The organism is Phycisphaerales bacterium AB-hyl4 (genome assembly GCA_041821185.1).
In the GTDB taxonomy this organism is placed as follows: domain Bacteria; phylum Planctomycetota; class Phycisphaerae; order Phycisphaerales; family Phycisphaeraceae; genus Natronomicrosphaera; species Natronomicrosphaera hydrolytica.
Genome location: JBGUBD010000015.1, coordinates 49,642 through 74,056 on the forward strand (window position 1 = coordinate 49,642; position 24,415 = coordinate 74,056).

Here is a 24,415-nt window from a genome sequence, read left to right on the forward strand (position 1 = left end):
ACCATCCTGCTCACGGCCGTCGGCGTGGCGTGTTTCAAATCCGAAATTCGACACTCGAAATCCCAAATCATCATTTCCCACCTTCGGTGTAAGTCGCCACAACAGGCGTGATCTGGATCGGGCTGTAAATGCCGTCAGGCAGCGCGATGCTCGGATCGTAGCGGACCTGGATACGGCCCATACCGGTGGTGGGGAAGCCGCCTTCGAGGTCGCCAGCATCCGGGCCGAAGTAGCCGAGCGTGGTGTTGAACTGCGGGCTTGTGTCGCCGATCACCGGGTGCTGACCACTTTGCGGATCGAAAGTAGTAATAATCATGCCGTTGATTCGAATATTGCCGCGCAGGTCGACAATGCCGCCGACGATCGCACCGGACAGTTCCACGTACTGGTTTGGATCGTCTGGCGATGTAAAGGTGCCCATCTCCACGGAATAGTGCGGCGCGAGGATGGTGCTGCGTCGAAACAGCGCCCGCTCCGATTCGCTTAGATGGACCGAGTTGTCAATGTCGAAGCGTGTGTTACCAGTGAAGGAGATTTTGTTTCGCGTATGGGTGAACTGGTCAGGTGTTTCGGTGATGACCGCGCCTTCGAAGGTGGAGCTTTCGAAGCGGAGGTTATTGCCATGCTGTTTCGTGTCTTCGATGGATTGGCCGTCGACCGTGGCGGTCAGGCCGGGGTATCGCGGCGTGCCGTCAACTTCCTGCATGCCGGCGTAGTTGTAGTTGGGGTCGTCGTTGTCGGTGTTCGAGTCGACGAAGGTCACGCCGATGAACGTGCAGTTGATAAACAGCGCGTTCGTGCCGCGGGGGATTTTCACGTTCTCGAACGTCATGTTTTCATAGACGGGACGTTCGAAGAAGTCGTAAGGATGTTGCGAGCCGAACGCAACTTCCTCCGTGACATAGCGGATCGGCTGGGGCGAGTTCGGGTTGTCGGGATCGTGATTGCTGACCTGCGAGTAAGCCTGCGAAGCGACGTCGCTGCCGGCGTAGCTGACCTGATCGCGAAACCAGCTCACGTCGAAATTTGACGAGTCGAACTCGTAGATTTCGTTGGTGTTTTGGGCATCAAATGTCAACGCATCTTTGTTGTGGCCGGGGCGGATCGGGCCCTGGAGAAAATCACGATAGTCGCCATAGGCCGCACCGCTTTCCCACTGCTCGCGTGTGGCGTCGAGATAGACCTCGCCCTGGATTTTCGCATAGCGATCATCGGGGCCGAGGTAGCTCTGGCTGTCGAACGAGCGGTCCGGGTCGCGGAAGGTGTAGATCATGTCGAACAATTCGTTGGCGATCGCCTCGTTAACGCCGGCGTTGACAAGATCCTGTTTGCGGACGCGATATTCGCCATCGACTTCGTTGCCGAAGTGTTTGAGGAACAGGTCCCACTCGCTGATGTGGTGGTCGCCGGTGACGTCCCACTCGGTGGGGTCGCTAATGCTTTCCATCTCCAGTTCGCTGGCGAGGCTGAGGCGGTTGTCGCCGTCGTGGTCGTTGGAGGCCAGGTCGCCGTAGAACGCTTCGAGCAATTCGTCGAACTCGGGCGTCAGGCCGTGGAAGTCGCTGACAATGTGCACAGGGTGGCCGTGTTCGAGGTGCGTTTCGGTGAAGCGTGAACCGATGGGGCCTTCGATCATGACGTTTCGCCCGACCATGACGCGACTGCGGGAGAGCACGGCGTAAGGTATCCGCTTATCAATGCGGAAGTCCTGAGAGATCGAGCGGTGAATGCGCGCATGCTCCGGTCCATCACTGGCGACCACGCGCACCCGCAGATAGCGGGCGTCGTCCGGCCGAGGGCGAACCGTTGCGGTGAAGGTCATGTGGTCATTGGGCGCAATGCCCAGAGGACCGATGTGCACAACCGCAACGCCGTCTTCCGGGTCGGCTGCGATCGTCGCTGCCTCGGGGAACGCATCAACCAGGCGATCGGCAATGCGATCGGACTGCGACCAGAGTTGACTGGCAAGCTGCGGCGAGATCTCGCCTTCTGTGATGCGGATGCCCGGGTAGCGCTCGGCGTCGTTGGGATCGCCCAGCGCGAGCTTACCCAACTCATGACCGATCACGCGCATGCCCGTCTCGGCCGCAGCAAGCGAACGGTTGACTTTCAGGTGACTGTCCGCCGTGGCGAGGTTGCCCTGCGAGACGATCGCCATCGCCGCCGCGAGCGAGCCGAAGATCACCAGGAACATCATTGCAAGCACCGCGGCGGCGCCGCGTTGCGATTTCGGATTTCGAATTTTAAATTTCGAAGATTTCAATGCCGAGATCCTTCTGCCTCACGGTGCGGGCCCTGACAGCGTGCATAGCTCGTAAGCGGGCTCATCGCGTGACCACCCACGACAACCGCGTTACATGCTGGTAATCGTGATCTTCTGACTGGCGGTACTGGACATCGACGGTGACGCGCATCATGTCCGTCGAGCCGAGCGTTTCGACGAAGGTCGTGCCCAGGTTCTCCGGCCAGATGTTGCGCACCGTCACCACCTGCCGCCATCGGCCATACTCGGTCAGCCGCTGGCGTCGTGCGTCGATCGGGTATTCGCCGGACTTCCAGCCTTCGCCGAGGCCGCCCGTGCCAGGCGCACCGGCGAAGTCGGCAACGCAGTTGAATGCGAGGACGTTGTCGCCCTTGCTGCCGAAGTTCGCCGGGCCGTGGATCGGATCGTAAAGCGGCATCGTCAGCGTCAGTTCGCGGATCTCATTGGCAAGCAGCAACGCCGTGCCAGTGCGCTGCGCCCAGTCGTTTTTCATGTGATAGGCCTGCTGCGCCGCAACGATGGCGAGCACACCCGTGCCGACAATGACGGTGGTCAGCGCCGCTTCGATGAGCGTAAAGCCGCGGGCGCGTCGGCTTCGCCGACGTAATCGCTGATTACTGATTGCTGATTGCTGATTGTCAAACATCACAGCCATGCACATCCTGCCCCCTTCCTTTTCATACGATTCACGGGCAGCTTCACCAACCCTTCGACCTTACCAATGTCGCTTCTTTGTCTTTAGCAGCCACGACAACTGCTTGAAACCTCACGTCCGGAAAATCAGCGATCACAAATCAGCGATTATCAATTCCTCAACTCACCAGCGTCGAGAGCTTGAAGATCGGCAGGATGATGGCCATCGCAATGAAACCAACCACCGTACCCATCACGATGATCATGATCGGCTCGATCATGCTGGTGACAGTCTTGATCGTTTCGCGTAATTGCTTGGAATAGAACGTGCTGATTTCGTCCAGCACTTCGCCGAGTTTGCCCGACTCTTCGCCGGCCGAGACCATCTGCACAACGGCCTTGGGCAGCAGTGTGCTTTTCTGTAAGGGATGCGCGATCTTCTTACCCTGCTTCACCGAGTTCTGCACGCTGAGCCAGAGTCGGCGGTAGTGGCGGTTGCCGCTGATCTCGCCGGTGATGTGGAGCGTGTCGAGCATGGGCACGCCGGCGTTGACCAGTTCGCCCATGGTATGCAGGCTTCGGCTGATGTAGAGGGCACGGAACATGGCGCGAAACAGGGGCACTTTCAGCTTCACGCCGTCGAACCACCAGCCGCCCGCCTGCGTGCGGACGAAGGCGAAAAAGCCCAGGCAGCCAACGATCAGTCCCATCACGACGGCCCACCACCAGTCGACCATGAAGGCCGAGAGGTTCATCAGCACCACGGTCGGCGTGGGCATCGCGGCTTCCTTGCCTTCGAACACCGTGGCGAAGCGCGGCAGCACGAAGGTGAGCAGGAAGATTGTGACACCGATGGCCATGGAGGCGATCACGCCCGGGTAGATCATCGCGCCGATGACCATCGATCGCGTCTCGATCTGGTGAGCGAGATAGCTGGCGATGCGTTCGAGCATGTGGCTAAACGAGCCAGACATTTCCGAGGCGCGCACCATGTTCACATACAACGGGCCGAACTGTCGCGGGTGTCGCGCGAGCGCCTCGCTGAACTGCTTGCCGGACTCCACGTCTGCCTTGATCTGGAACAGGATGTTGCGGAACTTGGGGTTCTGGGTCTGCTCGGCAATGCCTTCGATAGCGGCGCGCAGCGCGATTCCGGCACGGACCATAACGGCGAGCTGCGTGGTAAAGTTGAGAATGTCGCGAGCCGTGGGCCCGGACGAATAGTTGAGAACTTCGTTGACCTTGGCCATCGCCGACTTCGCCGTCATTGACGTACGGACAGGCGAAAGCTGGAGCACGGTATGCCCCTGGCTGCGGAGTTGCTGCGCGGCGGCCAGCGCGTTTTCTGCGCCAAGCACACCCACGGAGACTTCGCCGCCGCTGGTTCGCATCTGGTAACGGTACTGAGGCATGGGGTTACTTCACCTCTGTGGCTTGCGTTGCGACTCTTCCCGCTGAACGGTCACTGAAGCGACCGGCCTGGATCATGCGGCGATCATGCGCTCGAGCTTCTCGGGGAACGCGGCTTGCGCGACCGCGTCTTCCTTGCTGATGATGCCGTTGAAGTACAACTCGGCAATCGCGCTGTCGAGGCTGGTCATACCCATCGCGCGGTTGGTGTCGATCACGTTGGGAATTTCAAATGCCCGGTTCTCGCGAATGAGGTTTCGCACGGCGGGCGTACAGAGCATCACCTCAACCGCAGGCGCCATGCCCGGCTTGTCGATCCGCCGGAACAGCGTCTGGGAAATCACCGCCTGCAACGTGTTGGCGAGCATGGAGCGGATCTGGTTCTGCTGGTCGGCGGGGTACATGTCGATGATTCGTTCAACCGTTTGCGATGCGTTGACGGTGTGCAGCGTGCTGAGCACGAGGTGGCCGGTCTCGGCGGCGGTGATGGCGGCGGCGGTGGTTTCGAGGTCGCGCATTTCACCGACGAGGATGATGTCCGGGTCCTGTCGAAGCACATGGCGAAGGCCGGACGCGAAGCTGGGCACGTCCGCGCCAAGTTCGCGCTGCTCGATCACGCTCTTGTTGGAGACGAAGGTGTACTCCACCGGGTCTTCGAGCGTAATGATGTGCTTCTTGTAGCGGGCGTTCATCGCGTCGATCATGGCGGCGAGGGTGGTTGACTTACCCGAGCCGGTGTCGCCCGTGACGAGCACGAGGCCGCGCGGCAGGTAGGTCAGCCGTTCGACCACGTCGGGCAGGCTGAGCGATTCGAACGGCGGGATCTTGGTCTTGATCGCACGCAGCGCGACACCGACGGCGCCGCGCTGAAGGTGAGCGTTGACACGGAATCGACCGACGCCAGGGACTTCGTAGGAGAAGTCGGAGTCCTTCACCTTGTCGAACGTCTTCATCTGATCTTCGCCGGCCATCTGCTTGAGCATTCGCATGCCCGACTCGGCGGTGATGACGGGGTAGTCCAGCGGCGTCATCGTCGTCTGCACGCGCACCATCGGCGGATGACCTGCCACGAGGTGAATGTCGGAAGCGTCCATCTCGACGGCGGTTTTGAGAATCGTGTCCAGATCCATGCGGTTGCGACCCTCGCAGGTTGAAGCTGCCGCCCGCGTCGGCCGCGCGTACTACGCACGGCCGAACCACCACGGAGTCGGCTCATTCGGCTTATCGGCCAGCGCCGGGCGCGGGATAAGCGCCAATCAGGAAATATCACCCGTATTCAACAGGTCGCAGGATCATTACAGTCGTTTTAATTGACACAGGCGGGTGCGGTCCCACGGATGCGATCCGTGGGCTTTGTGCGGGAACTGGAATCAGACGATCAGCATCGCGTCGCCGTAGGAATAGAAGCGGTATTCGTGAGCGATCGCCTCGGCGTACCAGGCGTGCAGGCGGTCGATGCCCACGCCCGGCAGGGCCGCCACCATCGCCAGCAGCGTCGAGCGCGGCAGGTGGAAGTTGGTCAGCAACATATCAGTGAAGCGATAGCGAAAAGCCGCGCCGGGGTAAATGAACAGGCGGGTGCTCGCCGTGTAGTCGCCTTCGATGCTGACAATCGGCTCGGGCAGACTTTCGATCGCGCGAACGCTGGTCGTACCCACCACAAGCGTCCTGCCACCGGCCTCGCGCGTGCGGGCGAGGTGGGCCAACGTGTCGGCGGGCACTTGCAGCCACTCCTCATGGATGTCGTGTTCGTCCAGTGTGTCAGCGCGGACGGGCATGAACGTGCCGAGCCCGACGTGGAGCGTGACGTGTCGGCGATGTATGCCGAGGCGGGCGAGGCGGGCGAGCAATTCGTCGGTGAAGTGCAGGCCGGCGGTCGGCGCGGCGACGGAGCCGGGGACGTCGGCGAAGACGGTGTTGTACCGCTGCACATCGTCGGCCGTGATGCCGGGCTCATCGCGGGCCTTGCGTGCCTTTTGAATGTAAGGCGGCAACGGCGGCTGACCGATCCGGGAAAGCAGGCTGGGCACGGGCTCATCGCCAAGGTATCGGGCCTGCCATCGGCCGCCGCCGAGCGAACGCGTCAGTTCGAGAGCCGCGGTCTCAGGCGCTTGGTTGGGCGTGGTGTCATGCGGCGGCGTGGTAAATGCGATGTGCTCGCCCGGGCGCAGCTTGCCGCGGGTTTCGAGCATGACCTGCAAGTGCTGCCCGTCGTCGGCCTGAAGGTAAAGCCCACGCACTTGGCCGGCGGTGGCGGTGCGGATGGCGTGAAAGTGAGCGGGCAACACGCGCGTGCGGTTGGCGATCATCAGGTCGCCCGCCTTGAGCACGCCGAGGCCGGGCAGGTCGCGGACATGGCGGTGGTCGATGCGGCCGGTGTCGCGGTGACAGACCATCAGCCGGGCGGCGTCGCGCGGCTCGGCAGGGCGCGTCGCGATCAAGCGGTCGGGCAGGTGATAGTCGAGGGTATCGGCACGCATGGCAGTTTCAACTCGGGGCCCTCGCCTGGCTGGAAGCGGCCGGGCGAAGTCGAAATCGTAGCGTCGCGTGGTGTCTGAGCAACTGACACCGCGATGACGTGTTGCGTGTGGGCAACATCCGGCATGGGTGACACAGGCGACACGGCCGAACGTTGCCTGCAAGTCATGCCATAACATGGCGATGCATTTCGCCGCCGTCCATGGCACGGCTCGGCTCACCTTTCGCCGGTCATCCGGCATGCGACTGGACAGTTGTTCCAACCCGAGTCCGTTGCCGCCGCGCGGGGGTGAACCCTGCGCGGTGTCGTCGCAGCGTCCGGCGCATCACATTTCCGAAGCCGCGACGGCGCGTGTCGTGCCGGGCGCGTTGGCCGAGCAAGGTGCGTTGCCGTTGGCGGACGAGGGGCGCGAGCCGGGGCCGTCGGGCAAGTGGCCCTGGCAGTTGCCGCTGACGTGTGACCAGCCGCCGCCGCCCGAGCCGAAGGTATGGTCCGTGCCCTACCCGAGCCCGGCCGAGGCTCGCACAGGCAGCATGCTCGACCTGCTCGCCTGATCTCATCCACCACGCCACTGCTTGCACCTCGCGGGCTACACTGTCCGAATGGCCCGCTCGAAGCGATCTTCATCATCACGTGCCCGACGCGCACCATCGCCGCCGCGACTACCGGTGATGGCGTTCCTTCACCAGCGCCAACGCAAACGGCGGATCATCGCCGTCGTCGCGGTGGCGGCGTTGGCGATCGCGGTGTTGGCCGACCGGTCAGGCCTGCTGCTGCATCAGGGTGATGATCGTTCACGCTATGACACGCGGACGTTCGCCGTCGTGCAGGTCATCTCAGGCGATACGCTGGAAATCGACGCACCGGACGGCAACCGCCCCACCACGCGCGTTCGGCTATGGGGCATCACCGCGCCGGCAAACGCACAGCCCGAGCGCGGCCGACCCGACCCCGAACCGCTGGCCGACGAAGCCGCCGCCTTTGTTCGCGAGCAGGTGGGCGATCGGCCGGTACGCCTTGAAACCGAATCGCATCGCGTGCGCAACCGTGACGGCGAACTGCTCGCCCACGTGTACGTTGACGACCATGTTTCGTTGAACGCCCAACTGCTGTCGGCCGGGCTGGCAAGCGTCAACGCGCGCTGGTCACATGATCAACTGGAGCGTTACGCCGAGCACGAAGCCGAGGCCCGCGCCGCCGGCCGTGGCATCTGGGCCGACGCATCACGATGACATCGACTCACAGATGACGTCCACTCACAACGCCCTCGCACGCTCAAGCATCCAACCGGCGAAGTCGGCCTTGTCCATCCGTCCCGGCTCGTCACGCTCGCCCGCCGCGGTCAACCACACTGGCGTGATGCGCGACGACTCCATCGTCCCCAGCGGATTCGCCACGATCGCATCGACACCCTTCCGCCGCATCTTCTCCGCTGCGCGTTCTTCGAGATGCGCCTTTTCCTCCAACGCAAACGCCACGACGCGCTGGTTCGCCCGTTTGCGCGACGCCATCAACGCCACCAGGTCCGGCGTCGGCTGCAGTTCGATCCTCATCGTGCCCGCGCCTTCGCGTGCGAGCTTGCCTTCGTGCACGCAGACCGGCCGATAGTCCGCCACCGCCGCGGCCATGATGAGCAACTCGCAATCGTGAAAGTGCGCTTCGAGCAGTTGCTTTAACTCGGCTGACGAGTTGAACTGATACATCCGCATCCGCGCTGCCGCCGTCGGCGTGACGTCTACCGGCCCCAGCAGCAGCGTCACCTCATCCCCCGCCGCCGCGGCCGACTCCGCCAGCGCAACGCCCATCCGACCGCTCGAACGGTTGGAGATAAACCGCACCGCATCAATCGGCTCACGCGTCGGCCCGGCTGTGATGAGAATTCTCATTGGAATTTCGGATTTCAAATTTGGGATTTCGAATTTGGGCCTCGAAGTCGATCATTTCACGTACTACCACACCCCCACTGGCCGCCGCCACAAATCCGAAATTCGAAATCCCAAATCCGAAATTCAGAACCGCAGCGCCTGCGATCCCAGCGTCACCACCGTCATCTCGCCCGGCTTGTGCTCGCGCATGAACGCGTTGACTTTTTCCAGTGTCACACCATCGACCTGCTCAGCCAACTCTTCAAGCGTGCGCGGCCGACCGAGGTTGTACTGGTCGAACGCAATCGCACCGGCGCGCGCGCCGGTCGACTCGCCCTGCATGACCAGTCGCGACTTCAAGCCGACAATCGCCCGCTGAAACTCGCTTTCGTCGACGCCCTCGCTCATGCGACGGTGCTCCTGCACCATCACGTCCAACGTCTCCTGCGCACGTGGCGTGGTCGTGCCGGCGTAGCCCAGCACCGCGCCGCGATCGCGATGGCCGGAGTAGCTGGCCATCACTGCATAGCATAGCCCGCGTTTCTCGCGCACCTCGGTGAACAGCCGACCCGACATCCCGCCGCTGAGCACGCTCGTCGCGGCGCGTTGCAGAATGCTCGACTCGCCGTTCTCCGGCACCGCGTCGTACGCCATGCCGATATGCACCTGCGACGTGTCCGCCTGCATGTGCTCGTAGTCACGCTTCGCCTCGGCCTGCACGATGGGCTCATCAATGGCCCCCTGCCAGTCGGCGGTCAGCTTCGCCACACGATCGCGCAGGGCCGACCAGTCCAGCTTGCCCGCAAACGCCAGAATCGCCCCACTGGGCACGAACGTCCGCTGCCAGTACGACTTGATCTGATCCAGCGTCATCGCCTGCAGATGCTCACGCACGCCCAGCGGCGAACGGTTGATCGGCTCGGGGTAAAAGCGTCGCTTCAGTTCCAGCATCACCCGCTGCTGCGGCTCGTCCGCCAGCGCGTCCAGCGACTGCAACGCCAGTAGTCGCGTCGGCTCGAGTGACGCCTCGTCGAAGCGCGGCCGACGGACCATGTCCACCAGCAGCGGCAGCGCCTCGTCCACCTTGTCGCCGAGCATGGTCGCGCTCAGGCGAAGGTGTCGTGTCTCCGTGTTCGTGCTGCGATGCACGCCGAGGCGTTCAAGAGCTTCGCTGTGCTGGCGTGCATCAAGCCCGCCGGCGCCGCGGCAGATGATTTCCGAAAGCATCGGCGCGACGCCGAACTGATCGCTCGGTTCGTACATCGACCCGCCCGGTAGCAGCAGCGTCATGGATAGCGATTGAGCACCCGCAATCGGCTCGGCGAGCAGGTGCAGTCCGTTGGGCAGTTGTTCACTGTGGATCTCTGGCATGCCCGGCATTGTACGGCATCGGCCGATCAAAGTGCGACCGCAGAAACCGCCCTACCACCTCGCGGTGATGTGCGAAATCGCGATGCAGCCGATCGCCCAATGTCAGGTCCAACGCCCGCTGCCGACGCCCGCTTAACGGAGCATAACCCATCCGCCGCGCCAGGTGCGTCAGATCATCCGACCCGACCTCCGGCAGAAATAAATCGCGCGCATCGCCACGCAGGATGCGAAGCGCGTTGATGAGCTGGCGATAAAAATAGTACGCAGCACTCAACTCCGCGTAGTCGCGTGGCGGCAACACCTCCGCCCGCCGCAGTGCGTCCATCGCCTGCGACACGCGGGCGGTACGCAACTGCGGCACCCGCCGGGCATGCTGCACCTGCAACAACTGCACCGCCCCTTCCAGATCCACCAGCGCGCCGGGGCTGTACTTCGCGTTCACGTGCTTGTTCCCGGCAAGCTTCTGCTTCTTCTGCTTGCCCCACAAGGTCCACAGCGCGTCCATATCCAGTTCAGGACGTTCGTACACAAACCGGTCGCGCAGCTTCTCCACCTCGTAGCCAAGTTCCGGATCGCCCGCGATCCACCGCAGACGAACCAGCGCTAACCGCTCAAATGCGTGCGGCGGGCTCGACGCTTTCGCCCCATTGCCCACCTTACGCTGTGTACCCGTCCCGGTCGTCGCCGGGTCGTAATACCGTCGGAACTGGTCGAGGCTCACCGCCAGTGGGCCGTCATTGCCGTACGGCCGAAGGCGAAGGTCGATTTCGAAAATGCCTTCGCGCTTCGTCTTGAGAAACTGCGTCGTGTCGCGCACGAGCGTTTCGTAAAACTCGGTGTTGGAGATCGGCTCACGCTTACCCCCCGCCGTCTGACCTGCGTCACCCATACCCGGATAGACGAACAGCAACTCAAGGTCGGATGCATAGCCCAGCGCGACGCCGCCGAGTTTGCCCAGGCCAAACACCGCATAAGGCCACGTCTGCCCGAACGTTTTCCCATCGACAAACTCGGTCTGCACCTTTTCAAAGCACGGCCGACCAAACGAGCGGACCAGATCCTCAAACACCAACCGTGTCGCGGCGTCGATGAGGTTCTCTGCCAACGTGGTGAGGTGGGCGCTCAGGTCGCGAAAGTCGACGCCTGGTGTGAGAATGTGATCGAGGTCGATCAGAAAGGTTTCGCGACTCTTGAACCGGTTAAGCCGATCCTGCTGCTCGGCGAGGCCCATCGCGCCATCGAGCGTTTCGGCAAGTCGCAGCGGCAGCGTTTCCATCGGCTCACAAAACCGCTTGCCCTGCAAATGCAAACCAATCACGCTGAGCACCGACTCGTACTGCCCGCGAATAAAGTCTTCCCAAAGGTAGTCGCTCATGCCCAGCAGTCGAGCAAGGCTGTGCAACGCGCGCGGGTCGGCGAGCAGGTCAAGCCAACCTTCCACCACCGTCGGCTCGCCTTCGCTTGGCTGCTCAAGCAACTCGGAGATCAGTTGCCCGAAACGTTGCAGCGCGGTGAATGGGTCCGGCGCCTGACCAAGGAAGTAGCTGAACTGTTTCGTGAGCACGACCGAAAGCTTCACGCGACGAAGCGTCTCTTCGGGCAGCGGCTCGTGCGTGGCCGGGTCTGCCAGGTCAATCTCGTCACGGATGTAACCGCCCGCCGCGTTGCGGATGCGCACCCGGCGGATGTCGAACCCGCGCAACGACAAGGCCGTGCTCAGCGTGTAAAGAAACGCAGGCGTGTCCTCGCCCACGATTGCGATCCGCGTCTGCTTGTCCGCCAGCGGCGTCAGGTCGAGGTCCACCGGCAGCAGCAACTTCTCCGGCGGCGTGTTCAGCTCCAGCAGGCGTTGGGTGACCATCTCGTTCACGCGTTTCTTCGCCTGCTCGATACGGCCCTCTTCGCCGGTCTCCAGCAGCATGATCGCATCGCGCACCGTCGACTCGAACCGCTCGCGCCAGGCGTCAAACGTATCGCCCTCGTCGACCAGTCGGCCGACGAAATGATCGACAATCAAACCTCGTCGATTCGGGTCCGACCCCGTCGGCAACGTCCACCGCCGACCGCCGATCTGCCGACGGCGCGTCGTGCCCGTCGGCTTCGTTTCGCCCTTGACCACCGGCAACGTGAACACATCGCCTGACACGATCGACAGCCCCGTGCCCGCCAGCACACCTGTCAGCAGTGAAAACTCGAACGGATGATCAAACGCCAGCACCGTGCAGACGACGTGGCCCTCTTCGTCCTGCTCGACCAGCGTCCGCACCGGCTCGTCTTTGTTCAGTTGCAGCAGCTGTTGAAAATGCGACGCCACCGTCGCGGCGTCGAAGCGATGAAGATATTCGTCATCGACCCGCCGAAGCATCGCCTCAACCCGGTCGGCGTCGGCAGGTGAACAGTGAGCCTTGATAGCTTGAGCATCGACAGTCATGGCATCTTTCTACATGATAGAGTGTCCGGTCGGTTCGTACAGACAACTCACACACTGCACATGCCACCCACACCCGAGCAGCCCGACGCCAACCCCGCGCCCACCGGCCACCCGGTCATGGCCAAGCTGCGCCTCGAACCGTTCCGCATCCAGGGCCTCTCCGTCGCCGGCGAACACACCATCGTCCAGGTGCCCGAACTCGAACTCTGCTTCGACATGGGCCTCTGCCCCCGCGAAACGCTCGTCAGCAAGACCATCGCCATCTCCCACGGCCACATCGACCACGTCGCCGGCCTCAGCTACTACCTCTGCCAACGCCAGCGGATGAACCTCGGCCCGGCTCGCCTGGTCTGCCACCCCAACCTCGAAGCACCGCTGCGCGATCTCGTCCAGGCCAGCGCGGCGCTCGACGCGCATCAGGCTGATGTCAACATCACACCGCTGAAGCATGACGACGAACTGCACCTGCACGACGCGTTACACCTTCGCGCGTTTGAAACCCGCCACACCGTGCCTTCGCTGGGCTACGTCGTCTACGAGCGGCGCAAGCGTCTGCGCAAGGAAGTCGCTCACCTGCCCTTCGAACGGCTCGAAGCGTTGCAGGCCCGCGGCGAGCCGGTCATGGAACGCCACAACGCGCCGCTGCTCTGCTACACCGGCGACACTGACTGGGGGCCGCACTTTCAACGCAGCGACGTCCAACGCGCCAAGGTGCTCATCACCGAGTGCACCTTTCTTCAAGCCAGTCACCGCGAACACGCCCGACGCGGCCAGCACCTGCACCTGGACCACATCGTCTCGCTGCTTGAAATGGTGCAGGCGAAGACGGTCGTGCTGACGCATTTGCCGCGGCAATTGCCGATGGACCGGGTCCGCCGACTGCTTGCCCACGCGATTCCCGCCCGGCATCGCGAGCGGGTTGTCGTGCTGATGGACCCCGGCGGCCCGGCGGGGCCGTGACAGGCCCGTTCGCCGACATGTCCCGCTTTCGTTAAACTGTCGCCGCCTGCACGGTCGGCCGGAGAGGGGCCGAGGCCGACCGTAACCCACCCGAGCCCCAAAGGAATCGATCTTCGATGAGTGGCAGCACCGCCCGCCTTCAGGCCGTCTCGGCCGTAACCAACTACACGCCCTTCTCCGACCCGCTGAATTTCGTCGACACGCCGTCGCGCGAGCTGTTCGGTGAAAATGTCTTCAACGCCAACGCCATGCGCGAACGGCTACCCAAAGACATCTACAAAAAACTACTCAAGACCATCGACAACGGCGAAAAGCTCGACTACTCCATCGCCGATCAGGTCGCCTCGGCCATGAAAGACTGGGCCATCGAAAAAGGCGCGACGCATTATGCTCACGTCTTCTTCCCGCTCACCGGCCAGACCGCTGAGAAGCACGACAGCTTCCTCGAACCCGACGGCAACGGCGAAGCCATCACCGAATTCTCCGGCAAGCAACTGATCCAAGGCGAACCCGACGCCTCCAGCTTCCCCTCCGGCGGCCTGCGCGCCACCTTCGAAGCACGCGGCTACACCGCATGGGACGTCACCAGCCCCGCGTACATCCTCGAAAATCCAAACGGCACGACGCTGTGCATTCCCACCGCTTTCGTCTCGTGGACCGGCGAAGCGCTCGACAAGAAAACGCCCGTCCTCCGCTCCATGCAGGCGATCAACGAGCAAGCCCAGCGCGTGCTCAAACTGTTCGGCCACGAGAACGTCGCCCGCGTGAACGCCACCGCCGGCGCGGAACAGGAATACTTCCTGATCGACCGCAACTTCTACTTCGCCCGGCCTGACCTCGTCGCCGCCGGCCGAACGGTCTTCGGCGCACAGCCGCCCAAGGGCCAGGAACTCGACGACCACTACTTTGGCGCGATTCCCGAACGCGTGCTCGCCTGCATGCTCGACACGGAACGCGAACTCTACAAGCTCGGCGTGCCCGTCAAGACCCGCCACAACGAAGTCGCGCCCGGCCAGTACGAAGTCGCCCCGGTGTTCGAGAACGCCAACGTCGCGACCGACCACCAGCAGCTCGTGATGATCATGCTTCGTCGTGTGGCGCAGAAGTACGGCATGGAATGTCTGATGCACGAGAAGCCGTTCGCCGGCGTCAACGGCAGCGGCAAGCACGTCAACTGGTCGCTGGGCAACGCGACGCAGGGCAACCTGCTTGAGCCCGGCGACACGCCGCATGAAAACGCGCAATTCCTCGTGTTCTGTGCTGCCGTGATCCGGTCCGTGCACAAGTACGGCCACCTGCTGCGGGCGGTCATCGCCTCGGCGGGCAACGACCACCGTCTTGGTGCGAATGAAGCACCGCCCGCGATTCTGTCGATCTTCCTCGGCGATCAACTCACCGACGTGTTCGAGCAAATCAAGAAGGGGTCGCTTACCGGCTCGAAGAAGCCCGGCACGCTGACCGTCGGCGTCGACACGCTGCCGTCGCTGCCGCGACACGCCGGCGACCGCAACCGCACGAGCCCGTTCGCCTTCACCGGCAACAAGTTCGAGTTCCGCGCGGTTGGTTCGAACCAGTCGATCGCCGGCCCGCTGGTGGCGCTAAACACCATCGTCGCCGAGTCGCTGGACTACATCGCCACGGAAATCGAGAAAGAGACCAAGGGCAGCCCCAAGAAGTTCAATGCGGCTGTGCAGAAGGTCCTCAAGAAGGTGCTCGGCGATCACGACAAGGTCATCTTCAACGGCGACGGCTACTCGGAAGAGTGGCATAAGGAAGCGGAGAAGCGCGGCCTGCCGAATCTGCGCACCGCCGCCGACGCCCTGCCGGTGATCACCAGCCCGGAGGTGGTCAAGGTCTTCAAGAAGTACAACGTGCTCAACGAGCGCGAGCTGGCCAGCCGACAGGAAACGTACCTGGAGCAGTACTGCATCCAGATCGACGTCGAGAGCAAGGTCGCGCTGAAGTTGGCGCGGACGGCCATCTTCCCGGCCGCGATCCGCCATCAGCGCGAGCTGGCCGAGACGTGCGCCCACCTCAAAGCAGTGGGCTACACGTTCGACACCGACTCGCTCGATGAGGTGACCGGCCTGGTGAAGAAGTTGCAGGATGCCATCGGCGTGCTGGACAAGGCGGTCGTCAAGGGCGACGCCCTGGGCCACGACCTCAAGAAGAAGTCGGCGTTCTATCGCGACCACCTGCTGCCGGCCATGCTCAGCGTCCGCGAGCACGCCGACGCCCTTGAAGCCATCGTCGCCGACGACCTCTGGTCGCTGCCCACGTACCAGGAAATGCTGTTCATCAAGTAAAAGTTTCTCCCAATAAACCCGTGGATGAGCCTGACAAATCCGCGGAATCCGACACTCCTTCACACGACCCGCGCCACCCCGCGCGGGTCGTTTTTTGCGCGCCTACGCTGATGAAGGAGCCAACCTTCAACCGCGAGGACGAAACCATGCTGACACTGACCCACCATCGCCCGGACGCCTGGAAGTATGAGCCCGCCACCATCGCGGGCAAGCGCGTGATCATCACTGGCGGCACGACCGGCATCGGCCGAAGCACCGCCCTGCTGCTGGCCAGCCTTGGCGCAAAAGTGCTCATCTTCGGCCGACACGAACGCGAACTCAACGACGCCATCGAAACCATGCGCGACTGCGAAGACCGAGTCGTCGGCCTCACCGCCGACGTCACCCGCGAAGCCGACGTCGACCGCGTCTTCCAGACCATCGACCAGCAGTTCGGCGGCCTGGACATCCTCATCAACAACGCCGGCATCGGCGCCGGCAGCATCGACGACGCCTCGCCCGACGCATACCGACAGGTGATTGAAACCAACCTGATCGGCTACCTCGCCTGCGCTCAACGCGCCCTGTCGCGGCTGCGCGAGCAGCACGCCGGCCGAATCATCAACATCGGTTCGCTCAGTGCTAAAGGGCAAGGCCCCGACTCCGATATCTACGTCGCCACCAAGACCGCCATTCGCGGCTTCAGCGAGTCGCTCGCCCGCAAGGTGCAGAACGAAGATATCTACGTCACGCTTATTGAGCCCGGCTCGACCGGCGCGGACATCAATCCCGAGTCACCGGAAGAGGAACGCAAGCTCGAATCGCAAGGCGAGATGCTCGTCAGTGAGTGCATTGCCGAAGCGGTGCTCTGGTGCATGACACAGCCGCGTTATTGCTACGTGCCGCTGCTGCAGGTGCAGCCGCTGCATGAGAAAGTGCGATGATCGCATCGCGTAAGGAACCCCGCACCGATGCGGGCAAAACTGGACGCGGGCCCCATCGCCCTGTAGCTTGCAGGCGACGTGAACCATTGTAGAGAGGGGTCTGGCCATGCCGGAAGCAACATCTCGCTTCTCCACCGCAACCAAAGTCAAGATTGCAGTAGCCGCTGTCCTGCTTGCGCTGGGAATCGTGCTGATCATGCAGAACCTGGATCGTGTTGAGACTCAGATTTTCTTCTGGACGACGCCGGCAATGCCGCGGGCGCTGCTACTGACACTGATGCTGCTGATCGGGTTTGTCGCCGGGTCTATCAGCACGTGGTCATACCTTCGTCGCCGCTGACACTGCGGCCATCGCCCATCATTGGCCGATAAGTGACAGGTGACACCGTCCCTTGCCTCGAATGACAACGATACGCCATCGCGCCCCAGCTGGCGACGCGTGGTCGATGTCTACTTCAATCGACGCATGCTCGCGTTGGCGGGCCTCGGCTTCGCCGGCGGGCTGCCGCTGCTGCTGTCGAGCGCCACGCTCCTGGCCTGGTTGAGTGTGGCGGGCATTCGGCCGGCGACGATCGGGCTGTTCAGCCTGGCCGTCATGCCCTACGCGTTCAAGTTCGTCGTCGCCCCGCTGATGGACCGCTACGTGCCGCCGATGCTCGGCAGGCGGCGAGGCTGGCTGCTGATTACACAAACGCTCATCATGCTCACACTGCTGGGCATGGCGGTGATCGGCCCCAACGTCGCCGACCGACCCGCGCCAACCGACAACGCCGCCATGGGCGAAGCCGAGCTTGCCGAGGTGACGATTGAATCGCTGCTGCCGCGCGAGCAGGTCGAGCCCGCCGGGGGCGCGGTCCGCGATGTGCTCGCCCCCATACTCGGATGGCTCGGCTTCGACGCGGCGGCGGGCATCTCGCCCCACCTCTGGCTGCTGGCGGCGATGGCGCTGCTGCTGGCAACGTTCAGCGCGATGCAGGACGTGGTCGGCGATGCTTATCGGACAGACATCCTCGCCGCCGACGAGGTCGCCGCTGGCGCGGCCGTGTGGGTCGCCGCCTACCGCACTGCCATGATCATCACCAGCGGCGGCACGCTCATGCTCGCCCCCTGGCTGGGGTGGCCGGGCGTGTACATGGCCATGGCCGGGCTGATGCTCGTCGGCGTCGCTGCGTCGCTGCTCGGCCCCGAGCCGAGCGGCGCGGCGAGTCGGCCAGCGTCGCTGATCGAGGCGGTCTATCGCCCCGTCGTCGAGTTCATCCGACGCTTCGGCTGGCAGGTGCCCGCAGTGCTCCTGGTCGTGGCCCTGTTCCGGCTGCCCGAAGAGCTCGCACGCACGATGCGCATGACGCTGCTGCTGCAGGAAATGAACTTCAGCGAAACCGACGTCGGCATTGCCGAGTCGGCCAGCATCGCGCTGTCCATCCTCGGCGCGTTCATCGGCGGGGCGCTCGTCGTCAAGCTCGGCCTGATCCGCTCACTGCTGATCTTCGGCGCAGCAATGGCCCTCACCAACGCCGGCTACTGGCTGCTCTACGAACTCGACGGCGGCCGGGCGATGATGTTCACCGTTTCGCTCATCGACAGCTTCGCCCTGGGCCTGGTCACCGCCGGCTTCCTCGGCTTTCTGATGAGCCTCTGTGACAAACGTTTCTCCGCCTTCCAGTTCGCCCTGCTCACCAGCCTCATGCGCATCGTCGGCGCCTACCTCGGCGCCTACTCCGGCGGTCTGGTCGAAGACTTCGGCTATGGCCCGTTCTTCCTCCTTACCGTCATCGCCGGAGCCCCCGCCCTGCTGTTGCTGCTGCTCCTTCGCGGCCTGCAGCAGCGAGCCGACGCCACCGACTGAGCCTGCTTGACTTCCAGCGACGACGACGACACAATGCTTGGCTCAAATGGTCGAGTCGATCTCGACCGGTTGGGGCCGTAGCTCAATTGGGAGAGCGCTGCGTTCGCAATGCAGAGGTTGAGGGTTCGATCCCCTTCGGCTCCACTTTATAAACCCCGTAAATCACAATATTTGCGGGGTTTTCTTATGTCCTGAGTATGTACCCCCTGCCTTCTGTACCCCCATTTGTACCCCCTGCGGGAAAGTTTTCAGGGGGTACAAGGTTCGGCGGGCTGTGCTCAGGGGGTACAAGGGGGTGCGGGCCGCCTGCTACTCATGTGCTCCCCGGGCACACTGCCTGCCCGGGGCGTGGGCCTGCGATGCGATCCCCCGGCACACCGCGAAGCCGAGCACACTTTGCCGGCGTGTGCTCGAGGTCGTCATGTGCGGCGGGGGCCGGGGCAGGCAAGGCCAGCGCTTATGAATGAAGAATTTCACCGTCATGATTGCTCATGTCCATGTGGTCCATTAATCTATTACGCGTGGGTCATCCCACTTCATCTGCCCGTTAGTTTGATCTGTTCCGGGGGTTTTGACCATGTAACCTCGGCTCATACGCTGGTACATCAGCCGGGGGTTTAGTGTGTTCATGGGCTTTGAAGCGGATAGGAAATACATGATGACGTCACGAAAATTGGCCATTACCTTGGCGGGACTTGTTACTGGTGCAGCCGTCGGCGATGCGCAAGCGGTGGTAATCGACGACTTCACGCAGGGCATGCTCAACGCGCCGCACGGCACTTGGTCGCCGGAAGGTGCCGAAGAGCCCTATTCCGAAGTCCACGACGGCCTCCCGGGCGAGCATGTCCTTGGCGGCGTTCGCAGCATTCAGTTGTTCCATGATGCGGACTTCGCAGCCACCCTCGATCCCGCCGTCGATGATGCGCTCCGATTTGACGTCCAACCTGGGAACTTCATCGGTATGGGCTGGCTGCTCTACAGCGGCGGTGCCGACTGGGGGAATGAGGGCGAACTTGGCATCGACCTGACGGGCGGCGGCCGCAATGATCGTATTCGCGTAACGTTGAGCTTTTCAGGCGACCTAGGATGGTCGAGGACCAGCGCTGAAGACCCGTATCATTTAAACCTGAGTTCCATGGTCTGGACCACGGGTGAAGACGGCGAGGCGGTTGGCGTAAGAGTCATGCCAATTCCCTCAAAAGTCGCGGCCGACCACCTTATCGTCGATCTGATGTTCGGCGAGTTCGGAGGTAGTGGGTCCGGCACGGAAGCGGACTGGACAAGTGTCGACGCAATGCTTCTACGAATCCAAGGCGGCAACTACAGCGATGATCCGGGCTACCTCACCATCCATGACATCCGCGCAGTGCCCGAACCGGGGTCGCTGGCGCTGCTGGGCCTGAGCGGGATGGCGATGCTGTGGCGACGGCCACGGCCACGACCTGCTCGCGTAGCCGGCCCCGCAACAGCTTGATCGCGTTTGTGTGCATCTGCGACACGCGGGCCTCGCACACTCCCAGCCGTCGGCCAATCTCCCCCATGTACATGCCATGCACGTAACGCAATCGCATCATCAGGCGACGCTGGGGCGGTAGCATCGCCACCACGGCCTCGATGGTGTCCATGCCGTCGATGAAGCCGGCGGCCTCGTGGGCCTGCTCATCGGTCAGCACCTCGCGCGGGTGGGCGTTGGTCTGCTCGTCGCCGTATCGGTCGAGCATGGCGTCGTAGCTCGTCAGGTGTGCCAGCCGGCCACACTGCCGGCTATATCCATCCAGCGCCCCCCCCAGCGGCGTTGTTCGTCGATGATGGCCCCTTGCAATCGGCGACGGGCGAACGTGGTAAAGACTGCTCCGCTGTTGGGCCTGAAGCGCTCAACGCACCACACCAGCGCGGCCATGACGGCCCCGGACACGTCGTCGCCGGTCAGTTGCGGGGGCAGGTGTCCGCCTTGTTCATACTGGCGGATCAGGTGCCACGCGAAGCGCTTGTAACAGGCCACCAAAGCGTTGCGGTTGGTCAGCGTTCGCCGATGTGTGTAGCGTCGCCATAACTCGGCCTCGTGGTCGACCTGCTCGCGTGTGCGGCGGATGCGTCGTCGTGTGGGTGCGGTGGCGATCATGCGGCGTATGCTCGACGTGGTTACAGGGCGTAAGGCTGCTGGGGCAGGTCCGTGCCTGGGTGGTAGACGCTGAACGCGAAGCCCCCGTTGTGGTTGTCGCGGTGGTCATGGTTGGGCACCGGCTGCCACTCCTGCTTCGCCGGTGCAACGAAGCCATAACGCGGGTTACCGGCCTCATCGCGCCCGATGCGATGCATCCTTACGCGTGCCATCGTCGACACTTCGCGCGAGTCGTTCAGTTCAATGGCATTCAGTTGGCCCCCGGGGCTGGGCTCGATGACGAGGCCCCCTTTGCCGTCCGGGGTTGCACGCTGCCAGCTAAACCGATCGCCTTCGATGCTCCGGCCGGTGATGACCGCCCAGAAGCTGTCGCCGGGGCTCTCCCGCGGCTGCGGCGGGCTGGCGCGGCCTCGCTGGTCGCGGGGCATGCCCTCGACGCGTCGGGTTGCCGCGCGGTTGCTGGCCACACCCGATCGGGCACGATACGGCCGGGCGAGCGGCCGTAATCAAAGTACACCTTCATACCGTCCAGCGTGAGCGAGGATTGGTTCGATGTTCCCCCTTGAAACGCTCCGATGAGCACACCGTCAGGGCGGGTATATTTGATTTCTACCACACGCTTCAACGGTGGTCGGGGCACACGGATGGGCTCGCTACCCTGCGGGAAGCGGTCAAGCGTCATGCGATACGATGCGGTGAAAAGCTGCTGCCCCGTCTGCTCCTGCACGTACTCGGTGGCAACCTGCACCAGCCGCTCGAGCAGTTGGTCGTGGACGTCCACACCATCGAGGTGAATGTGCCGCTTTACTTCTTCAAGCGACACCACCGGCGCGTCGGGGGCGGTCAGGATTTCAAGGCCATACGGCATCGGTCGTTATTCTTTCTGCTTGCGGGGTCGGCCTCTGCGGGGCTTATCCTGCTCGGGCTCACCGGCGGGCTGCTCGGGCTCGGTCTGCTCCGGCTGCTGCTCGGGCTCATCCGTGCGGGTTTCGACCTGGCCGGCGGCGGGGTCGATGGCCGTTTCGAGCGCGTTACCTTCAACGGCGGGCACTGCAAAGCCGGCCTCGATCAGCCGCACGGCCTCGGCGTCGGGTTTCTCGATGATGTCGCCAGCGCGGTAACTGCGTCGGCCGATCAGTTGGGGGCGTTGAAACTTGATCTTCATGATGCTGGTTCCTCAAGTGTGAGGGGGCTTAAAAGACTGGCGGCGGTTGCCCACCGCCAGCCTGAACCGTTGGCGCGATACGCACGCCAGCGAGAGAAGGCGGTTAGCTCGTCACCATGTCCACGGCCTTGGCGAAGCTCATCGCTCTCGCCCGAACCGAAGGAGCGGCGAGGCGAAAAACACGATCGACCTCACAACGAGGCCCGCCAACCACCCACGGATTTCTCCGAAGAGCCCCAACATCGAGATGCCATCCTCAACAATTGGGGCGTACCCCCGCTCACCGGGGGCGTCAGCGGCTGTGCGCCAGCTCTACCAGTTGCCGACACGATTTCTGAATCAGAATTCGGAAAGGGTCACATTTCCAGATGCATCCTGCTGAATCATTTTCTAACGTAAATTTGTTGTAAATTCTAGATTTATAAGCATATCTAGATAGCGGACGCCGCCATGCACCTCGCTTCAAAACCACCAAATACATACGCCTATCTTTACTTGACTACGCTTTTGGGTATGATGGGCATATGCGTTCAATGTCGTCAAATACGTCGGTCACAGAAATGCTATGTGACCATCTGGTGATTGATGTTCTCGCAAAGGACGCCGTGCATCGCCAGATCGCCTCTCAAGCCGAGACCCTATTCCGGATGAACAAGATTCCGCCGGAGGCTCGCTTCCCCACGCATCGCCAGTTGGCGCAAGCGTTGGGTACACATCCGATGACGATCAGTCGTGCCTACGCCGAATTGGCCTCGCGGGGGCTGGTACGGCAGGAGCGTGGTCGCGGCACGTTTGCAAACCGTTTCTCCGGGAGGCTCGGCCATGTTGCTGTTCTCCTGCCCCCGTGGGCGGAATTGGTTCCGCATCCGCATATTGTCTATGTGCATCAGGAATTCTTGGCCGGTGTGCACCAGACACTTCAATCCACACTGCTCGGCGTGCAGACGGTAGGGTTGAAGTATCCGATGTCGAACGAACAACTGGAAGAGAATGTCGCCCGCATCGCGGCTAGTTTTGATGTTGTCATGTGTATGATTCCCGAACTTCGCCCATTGCTTCAGCGATTGGCGGAGGAGGGGGTGAAAGTGATCACGTATTACTGGCAGATGAATGACGATCGTTTCAGCGAGGTACGCTTTCGTCGTCGGGAAGCAATGCACGATGCAACATTGCATCTGATTCGCCAAGGTCGGCGACGGATTGGTTTTTGGGGACGAGACACCAACGATCCGCTGGCTGAAGTTGGATTCCTCGGCTACCTCGATGCACTGGAAGAGGCGGGCCTGACGTACGATCCGACGCTGACGATTCGTTGTAAGCATTTCCTCGATTTGCCGCCCTGGCAACAAGCGGCACAGGAGATAGTGCGGGCTGGCCGGATTGGCGATGCGGTAGTGGCGGATGTCAATCACGCCGGCCACGCGGCACTTAAAAAGCTGCAAGCTCATGGCTATCGTGTTCCCGATGATGTGGCCGTGGTCGGATTCGATGATCCATTTACCGCCCCGTCGCTGCAGCCACCAATGACTTGGACTTATTTACCTCGCTATGAAATGGGACAAGCCGCGGCCGAAATTGCCAAGTCGCTTGTTTTGGAACAGATAGAGAAGCCGATTCGGCGGGACGTCGTCGGCAAACTGGTACTCGGCCAGAGTTGTGGTGCATCGCAAACTGCCGATGGCATACGCGGTGCCGCACAGCAGGAAATCAGCATGATGCAGGCGGCGTTTGTGTGAGTTCCATTTTATCAGACACCCGCTCAGGAATGATGACCGCGTCAGATGTGGATTACGGTTGCGTCAAAGGTGATCGTTCTAACGTCCTGTCAGTTTTACGCACCACAAACCTCTTTTACGATAGGAGGCCGCCCGTGGAAACCGCCCCTGTTAACTAAGGCCTCAATCTATCTACCTAGGTTCGATGACCCATCTACTCCGATGTAAGGAACAGCGACATGCCCACCATTTCCAGCAATCTTACGAAAGTCGATCGCGCGTTTACATTAATCGAACTCCTTGTCGTCATTTCAATCATTGCGATCCTAATCAGTATTTTGCTGCCGGCGCTGAGTTCAGCAAGGCAATCGGCCCATAACATCCAGTGCCTCTCTAACCTGCGGCAGGTCGGTCTCGCGCGGGTAATGTATACCAATGATTATGATGAACAGTTTCCCCAGCAGCGCTGGCGTGATACCAACTCCGGCATGCTCCTATACCTTGGCTTCTTAGAAGAAATATGGGATGAAGATACCATACTGACCTGCCCACGAATTCAGGCAACTGGATTTGCCACACAATACATTTGGAACGTCACCTATTCCATGAATATTTGGACCAGTCATACCGGTGGTTTTCGGTTGACCGACTTCTACCGCCCCAGCGAGACGTTCAACTTTATGGATGGCAGCATGGGCGAACTGACGCCAGTATGGTTTCACCAGCCCGTCGACGAGAGCCATGCGCAGCCAGATATTCTTCACGGCACGGTGACCACGCACCGCTTGGTTTACCCGCACAATGATCGCAATAATGTTGTGTTTCTCGATGGCCACGCCAGAGGCCTGCCACACGAAGAAATGAGGTTCCCCGATCGTAATTGGGATTCGATGCCCTGGACCAACGAACTACGCGGACGAAATTAA

At 62.2% G+C, this 24,415-nt stretch carries 21 protein-coding genes, 1 tRNA gene and 2 pseudogenes; 11 read left to right on the top strand and 13 right to left on the bottom strand.

Features of this window, described 5'->3' with window-relative positions; translation table 11 throughout:
• Nucleotides 1-70 precede the first annotated feature (70 nt).
• The 5 genes from ACERK3_17610 to queA all read right to left on the bottom strand — a co-directional run bounded on the left by ACERK3_17610 (nt 71) and on the right by queA (nt 6,786).
• Nucleotides 71-2,263 carry a hypothetical protein gene (locus ACERK3_17610; protein ID MFA9480094.1) on the bottom strand — a complete coding sequence of 731 codons (2,193 nt, stop codon included), beginning with the start codon at nt 2,261-2,263 and terminating at the stop codon, nt 71-73.
• 61 nt (nt 2,264-2,324) lie between these two features.
• Nucleotides 2,325-2,918, bottom strand: coding sequence for a hypothetical protein (locus ACERK3_17615; protein MFA9480095.1), 594 nt, complete (start codon nt 2,916-2,918; stop codon nt 2,325-2,327).
• Nucleotides 2,919-3,075: 157 nt separating this feature from the next.
• The gene (locus tag ACERK3_17620) at nt 3,076-4,308 is read right to left on the bottom strand and encodes a type II secretion system F family protein (GenBank protein ID MFA9480096.1); all 1,233 of its coding nucleotides are present in this window, start codon (nt 4,306-4,308) and stop codon (nt 3,076-3,078) included.
• 72 nt (nt 4,309-4,380) lie between these two features.
• Nucleotides 4,381-5,436, bottom strand: a complete 1,056-nt coding sequence (locus tag ACERK3_17625) for a type IV pilus twitching motility protein PilT (GenBank protein MFA9480097.1) — start codon at nt 5,434-5,436, stop codon at nt 4,381-4,383.
• Between the two features lie 240 nt (nt 5,437-5,676).
• On the bottom strand, nt 5,677-6,786 hold the full coding sequence (gene queA, locus ACERK3_17630; GenBank protein MFA9480098.1) for a tRNA preQ1(34) S-adenosylmethionine ribosyltransferase-isomerase QueA: 1,110 nt from the start codon (nt 6,784-6,786) through the stop codon (nt 5,677-5,679).
• Nucleotides 6,787-6,961: 175 nt separating this feature from the next.
• Between queA and ACERK3_17635 the strand changes: the two genes are divergently transcribed.
• A complete protein-coding gene (locus tag ACERK3_17635; protein MFA9480099.1) occupies nt 6,962-7,339 on the top strand; it encodes a hypothetical protein in 378 nt (125 codons plus the stop codon).
• A gap of 117 nt (nt 7,340-7,456) precedes the next feature.
• The gene (locus tag ACERK3_17640) at nt 7,457-8,017 is read left to right on the top strand and encodes a thermonuclease family protein (protein ID MFA9480100.1); all 561 of its coding nucleotides are present in this window, start codon (nt 7,457-7,459) and stop codon (nt 8,015-8,017) included.
• Between the two features lie 24 nt (nt 8,018-8,041).
• On the opposite strand, the gene ACERK3_17645 is transcribed toward ACERK3_17640, so the two are convergent.
• The 3 genes from ACERK3_17645 to ACERK3_17655 form a co-directional block, all read right to left on the bottom strand.
• Entirely contained in the window at nt 8,042-8,671 is a 630-nt protein-coding gene (locus tag ACERK3_17645) for a phosphopantothenoylcysteine decarboxylase (protein ID MFA9480101.1), read from the bottom strand.
• A gap of 123 nt (nt 8,672-8,794) precedes the next feature.
• Nucleotides 8,795-10,021 (bottom strand): M16 family metallopeptidase, encoded by a 1,227-nt coding sequence (locus ACERK3_17650; protein MFA9480102.1) that lies wholly within the window; start codon nt 10,019-10,021, stop codon nt 8,795-8,797.
• A complete protein-coding gene (locus tag ACERK3_17655) occupies nt 10,002-12,452 on the bottom strand; it encodes a hypothetical protein (protein ID MFA9480103.1) in 2,451 nt (816 codons plus the stop codon). The genes ACERK3_17650 and ACERK3_17655 overlap by 20 nt, the downstream gene beginning before the upstream one ends.
• A gap of 60 nt (nt 12,453-12,512) precedes the next feature.
• Here ACERK3_17655 and ACERK3_17660 point away from each other — a divergent pair, with 60 nt between their 5' ends.
• The 7 genes from ACERK3_17660 to ACERK3_17690 all read left to right on the top strand — a co-directional run bounded on the left by ACERK3_17660 (nt 12,513) and on the right by ACERK3_17690 (nt 19,961).
• A complete protein-coding gene (locus ACERK3_17660) occupies nt 12,513-13,412 on the top strand; it encodes an MBL fold metallo-hydrolase (protein ID MFA9480104.1) in 900 nt (299 codons plus the stop codon).
• Nucleotides 13,413-13,528: 116 nt separating this feature from the next.
• Entirely contained in the window at nt 13,529-15,718 is a 2,190-nt protein-coding gene (locus ACERK3_17665; GenBank protein ID MFA9480105.1) for a glutamine synthetase III, read from the top strand.
• 110 nt (nt 15,719-15,828) lie between these two features.
• A complete protein-coding gene (locus ACERK3_17670; GenBank protein ID MFA9480106.1) occupies nt 15,829-16,641 on the top strand; it encodes an SDR family oxidoreductase in 813 nt (270 codons plus the stop codon).
• A gap of 106 nt (nt 16,642-16,747) precedes the next feature.
• A complete protein-coding gene (locus tag ACERK3_17675) occupies nt 16,748-16,981 on the top strand; it encodes a hypothetical protein (GenBank protein MFA9480107.1) in 234 nt (77 codons plus the stop codon).
• Between the two features lie 39 nt (nt 16,982-17,020).
• Nucleotides 17,021-18,487 carry an MFS transporter gene (locus tag ACERK3_17680; protein ID MFA9480108.1) on the top strand — a complete coding sequence of 489 codons (1,467 nt, stop codon included), beginning with the start codon at nt 17,021-17,023 and terminating at the stop codon, nt 18,485-18,487.
• A gap of 71 nt (nt 18,488-18,558) precedes the next feature.
• Nucleotides 18,559-18,631 (top strand) — tRNA-Ala (locus tag ACERK3_17685).
• A 484-nt stretch (nt 18,632-19,115) separates the two neighbouring features.
• Entirely contained in the window at nt 19,116-19,961 is an 846-nt protein-coding gene (locus tag ACERK3_17690; GenBank protein ID MFA9480109.1) for a PEP-CTERM sorting domain-containing protein, read from the top strand.
• A gap of 46 nt (nt 19,962-20,007) precedes the next feature.
• Here the strand turns inward: ACERK3_17690 and ACERK3_17695 are convergent.
• The 5 genes and pseudogenes from ACERK3_17695 to ACERK3_17715 all read right to left on the bottom strand — a co-directional run bounded on the left by ACERK3_17695 (nt 20,008) and on the right by ACERK3_17715 (nt 21,774).
• Nucleotides 20,008-20,208, bottom strand: a pseudogene (locus tag ACERK3_17695) (hypothetical protein).
• 14 nt (nt 20,209-20,222) lie between these two features.
• Nucleotides 20,223-20,609 carry a sigma-70 family RNA polymerase sigma factor gene (locus ACERK3_17700; GenBank protein MFA9480110.1) on the bottom strand — a complete coding sequence of 129 codons (387 nt, stop codon included), beginning with the start codon at nt 20,607-20,609 and terminating at the stop codon, nt 20,223-20,225.
• A gap of 20 nt (nt 20,610-20,629) precedes the next feature.
• On the bottom strand, nt 20,630-21,076 hold the full coding sequence (locus ACERK3_17705; protein MFA9480111.1) for a hypothetical protein: 447 nt from the start codon (nt 21,074-21,076) through the stop codon (nt 20,630-20,632).
• 125 nt (nt 21,077-21,201) lie between these two features.
• Nucleotides 21,202-21,477: pseudogene (locus tag ACERK3_17710) on the bottom strand (phage head-tail connector protein).
• A gap of 6 nt (nt 21,478-21,483) precedes the next feature.
• Nucleotides 21,484-21,774: a hypothetical protein gene (locus ACERK3_17715; GenBank protein MFA9480112.1), complete on the bottom strand. Its 291-nt coding sequence runs from the start codon at nt 21,772-21,774 to the stop codon at nt 21,484-21,486.
• 524 nt (nt 21,775-22,298) lie between these two features.
• On the opposite strand from ACERK3_17715, the gene ACERK3_17720 reads away from it, so the two are divergent.
• Both ACERK3_17720 and ACERK3_17725 read left to right on the top strand, forming a co-directional pair.
• Complete coding sequence (locus tag ACERK3_17720) at nt 22,299-23,510, top strand: LacI family DNA-binding transcriptional regulator (GenBank protein MFA9480113.1); 1,212 nt, start codon at nt 22,299-22,301, stop codon at nt 23,508-23,510.
• A 218-nt stretch (nt 23,511-23,728) separates the two neighbouring features.
• Nucleotides 23,729-24,415 (top strand): type II secretion system protein, encoded by a 687-nt coding sequence (locus ACERK3_17725; GenBank protein ID MFA9480114.1) that lies wholly within the window; start codon nt 23,729-23,731, stop codon nt 24,413-24,415.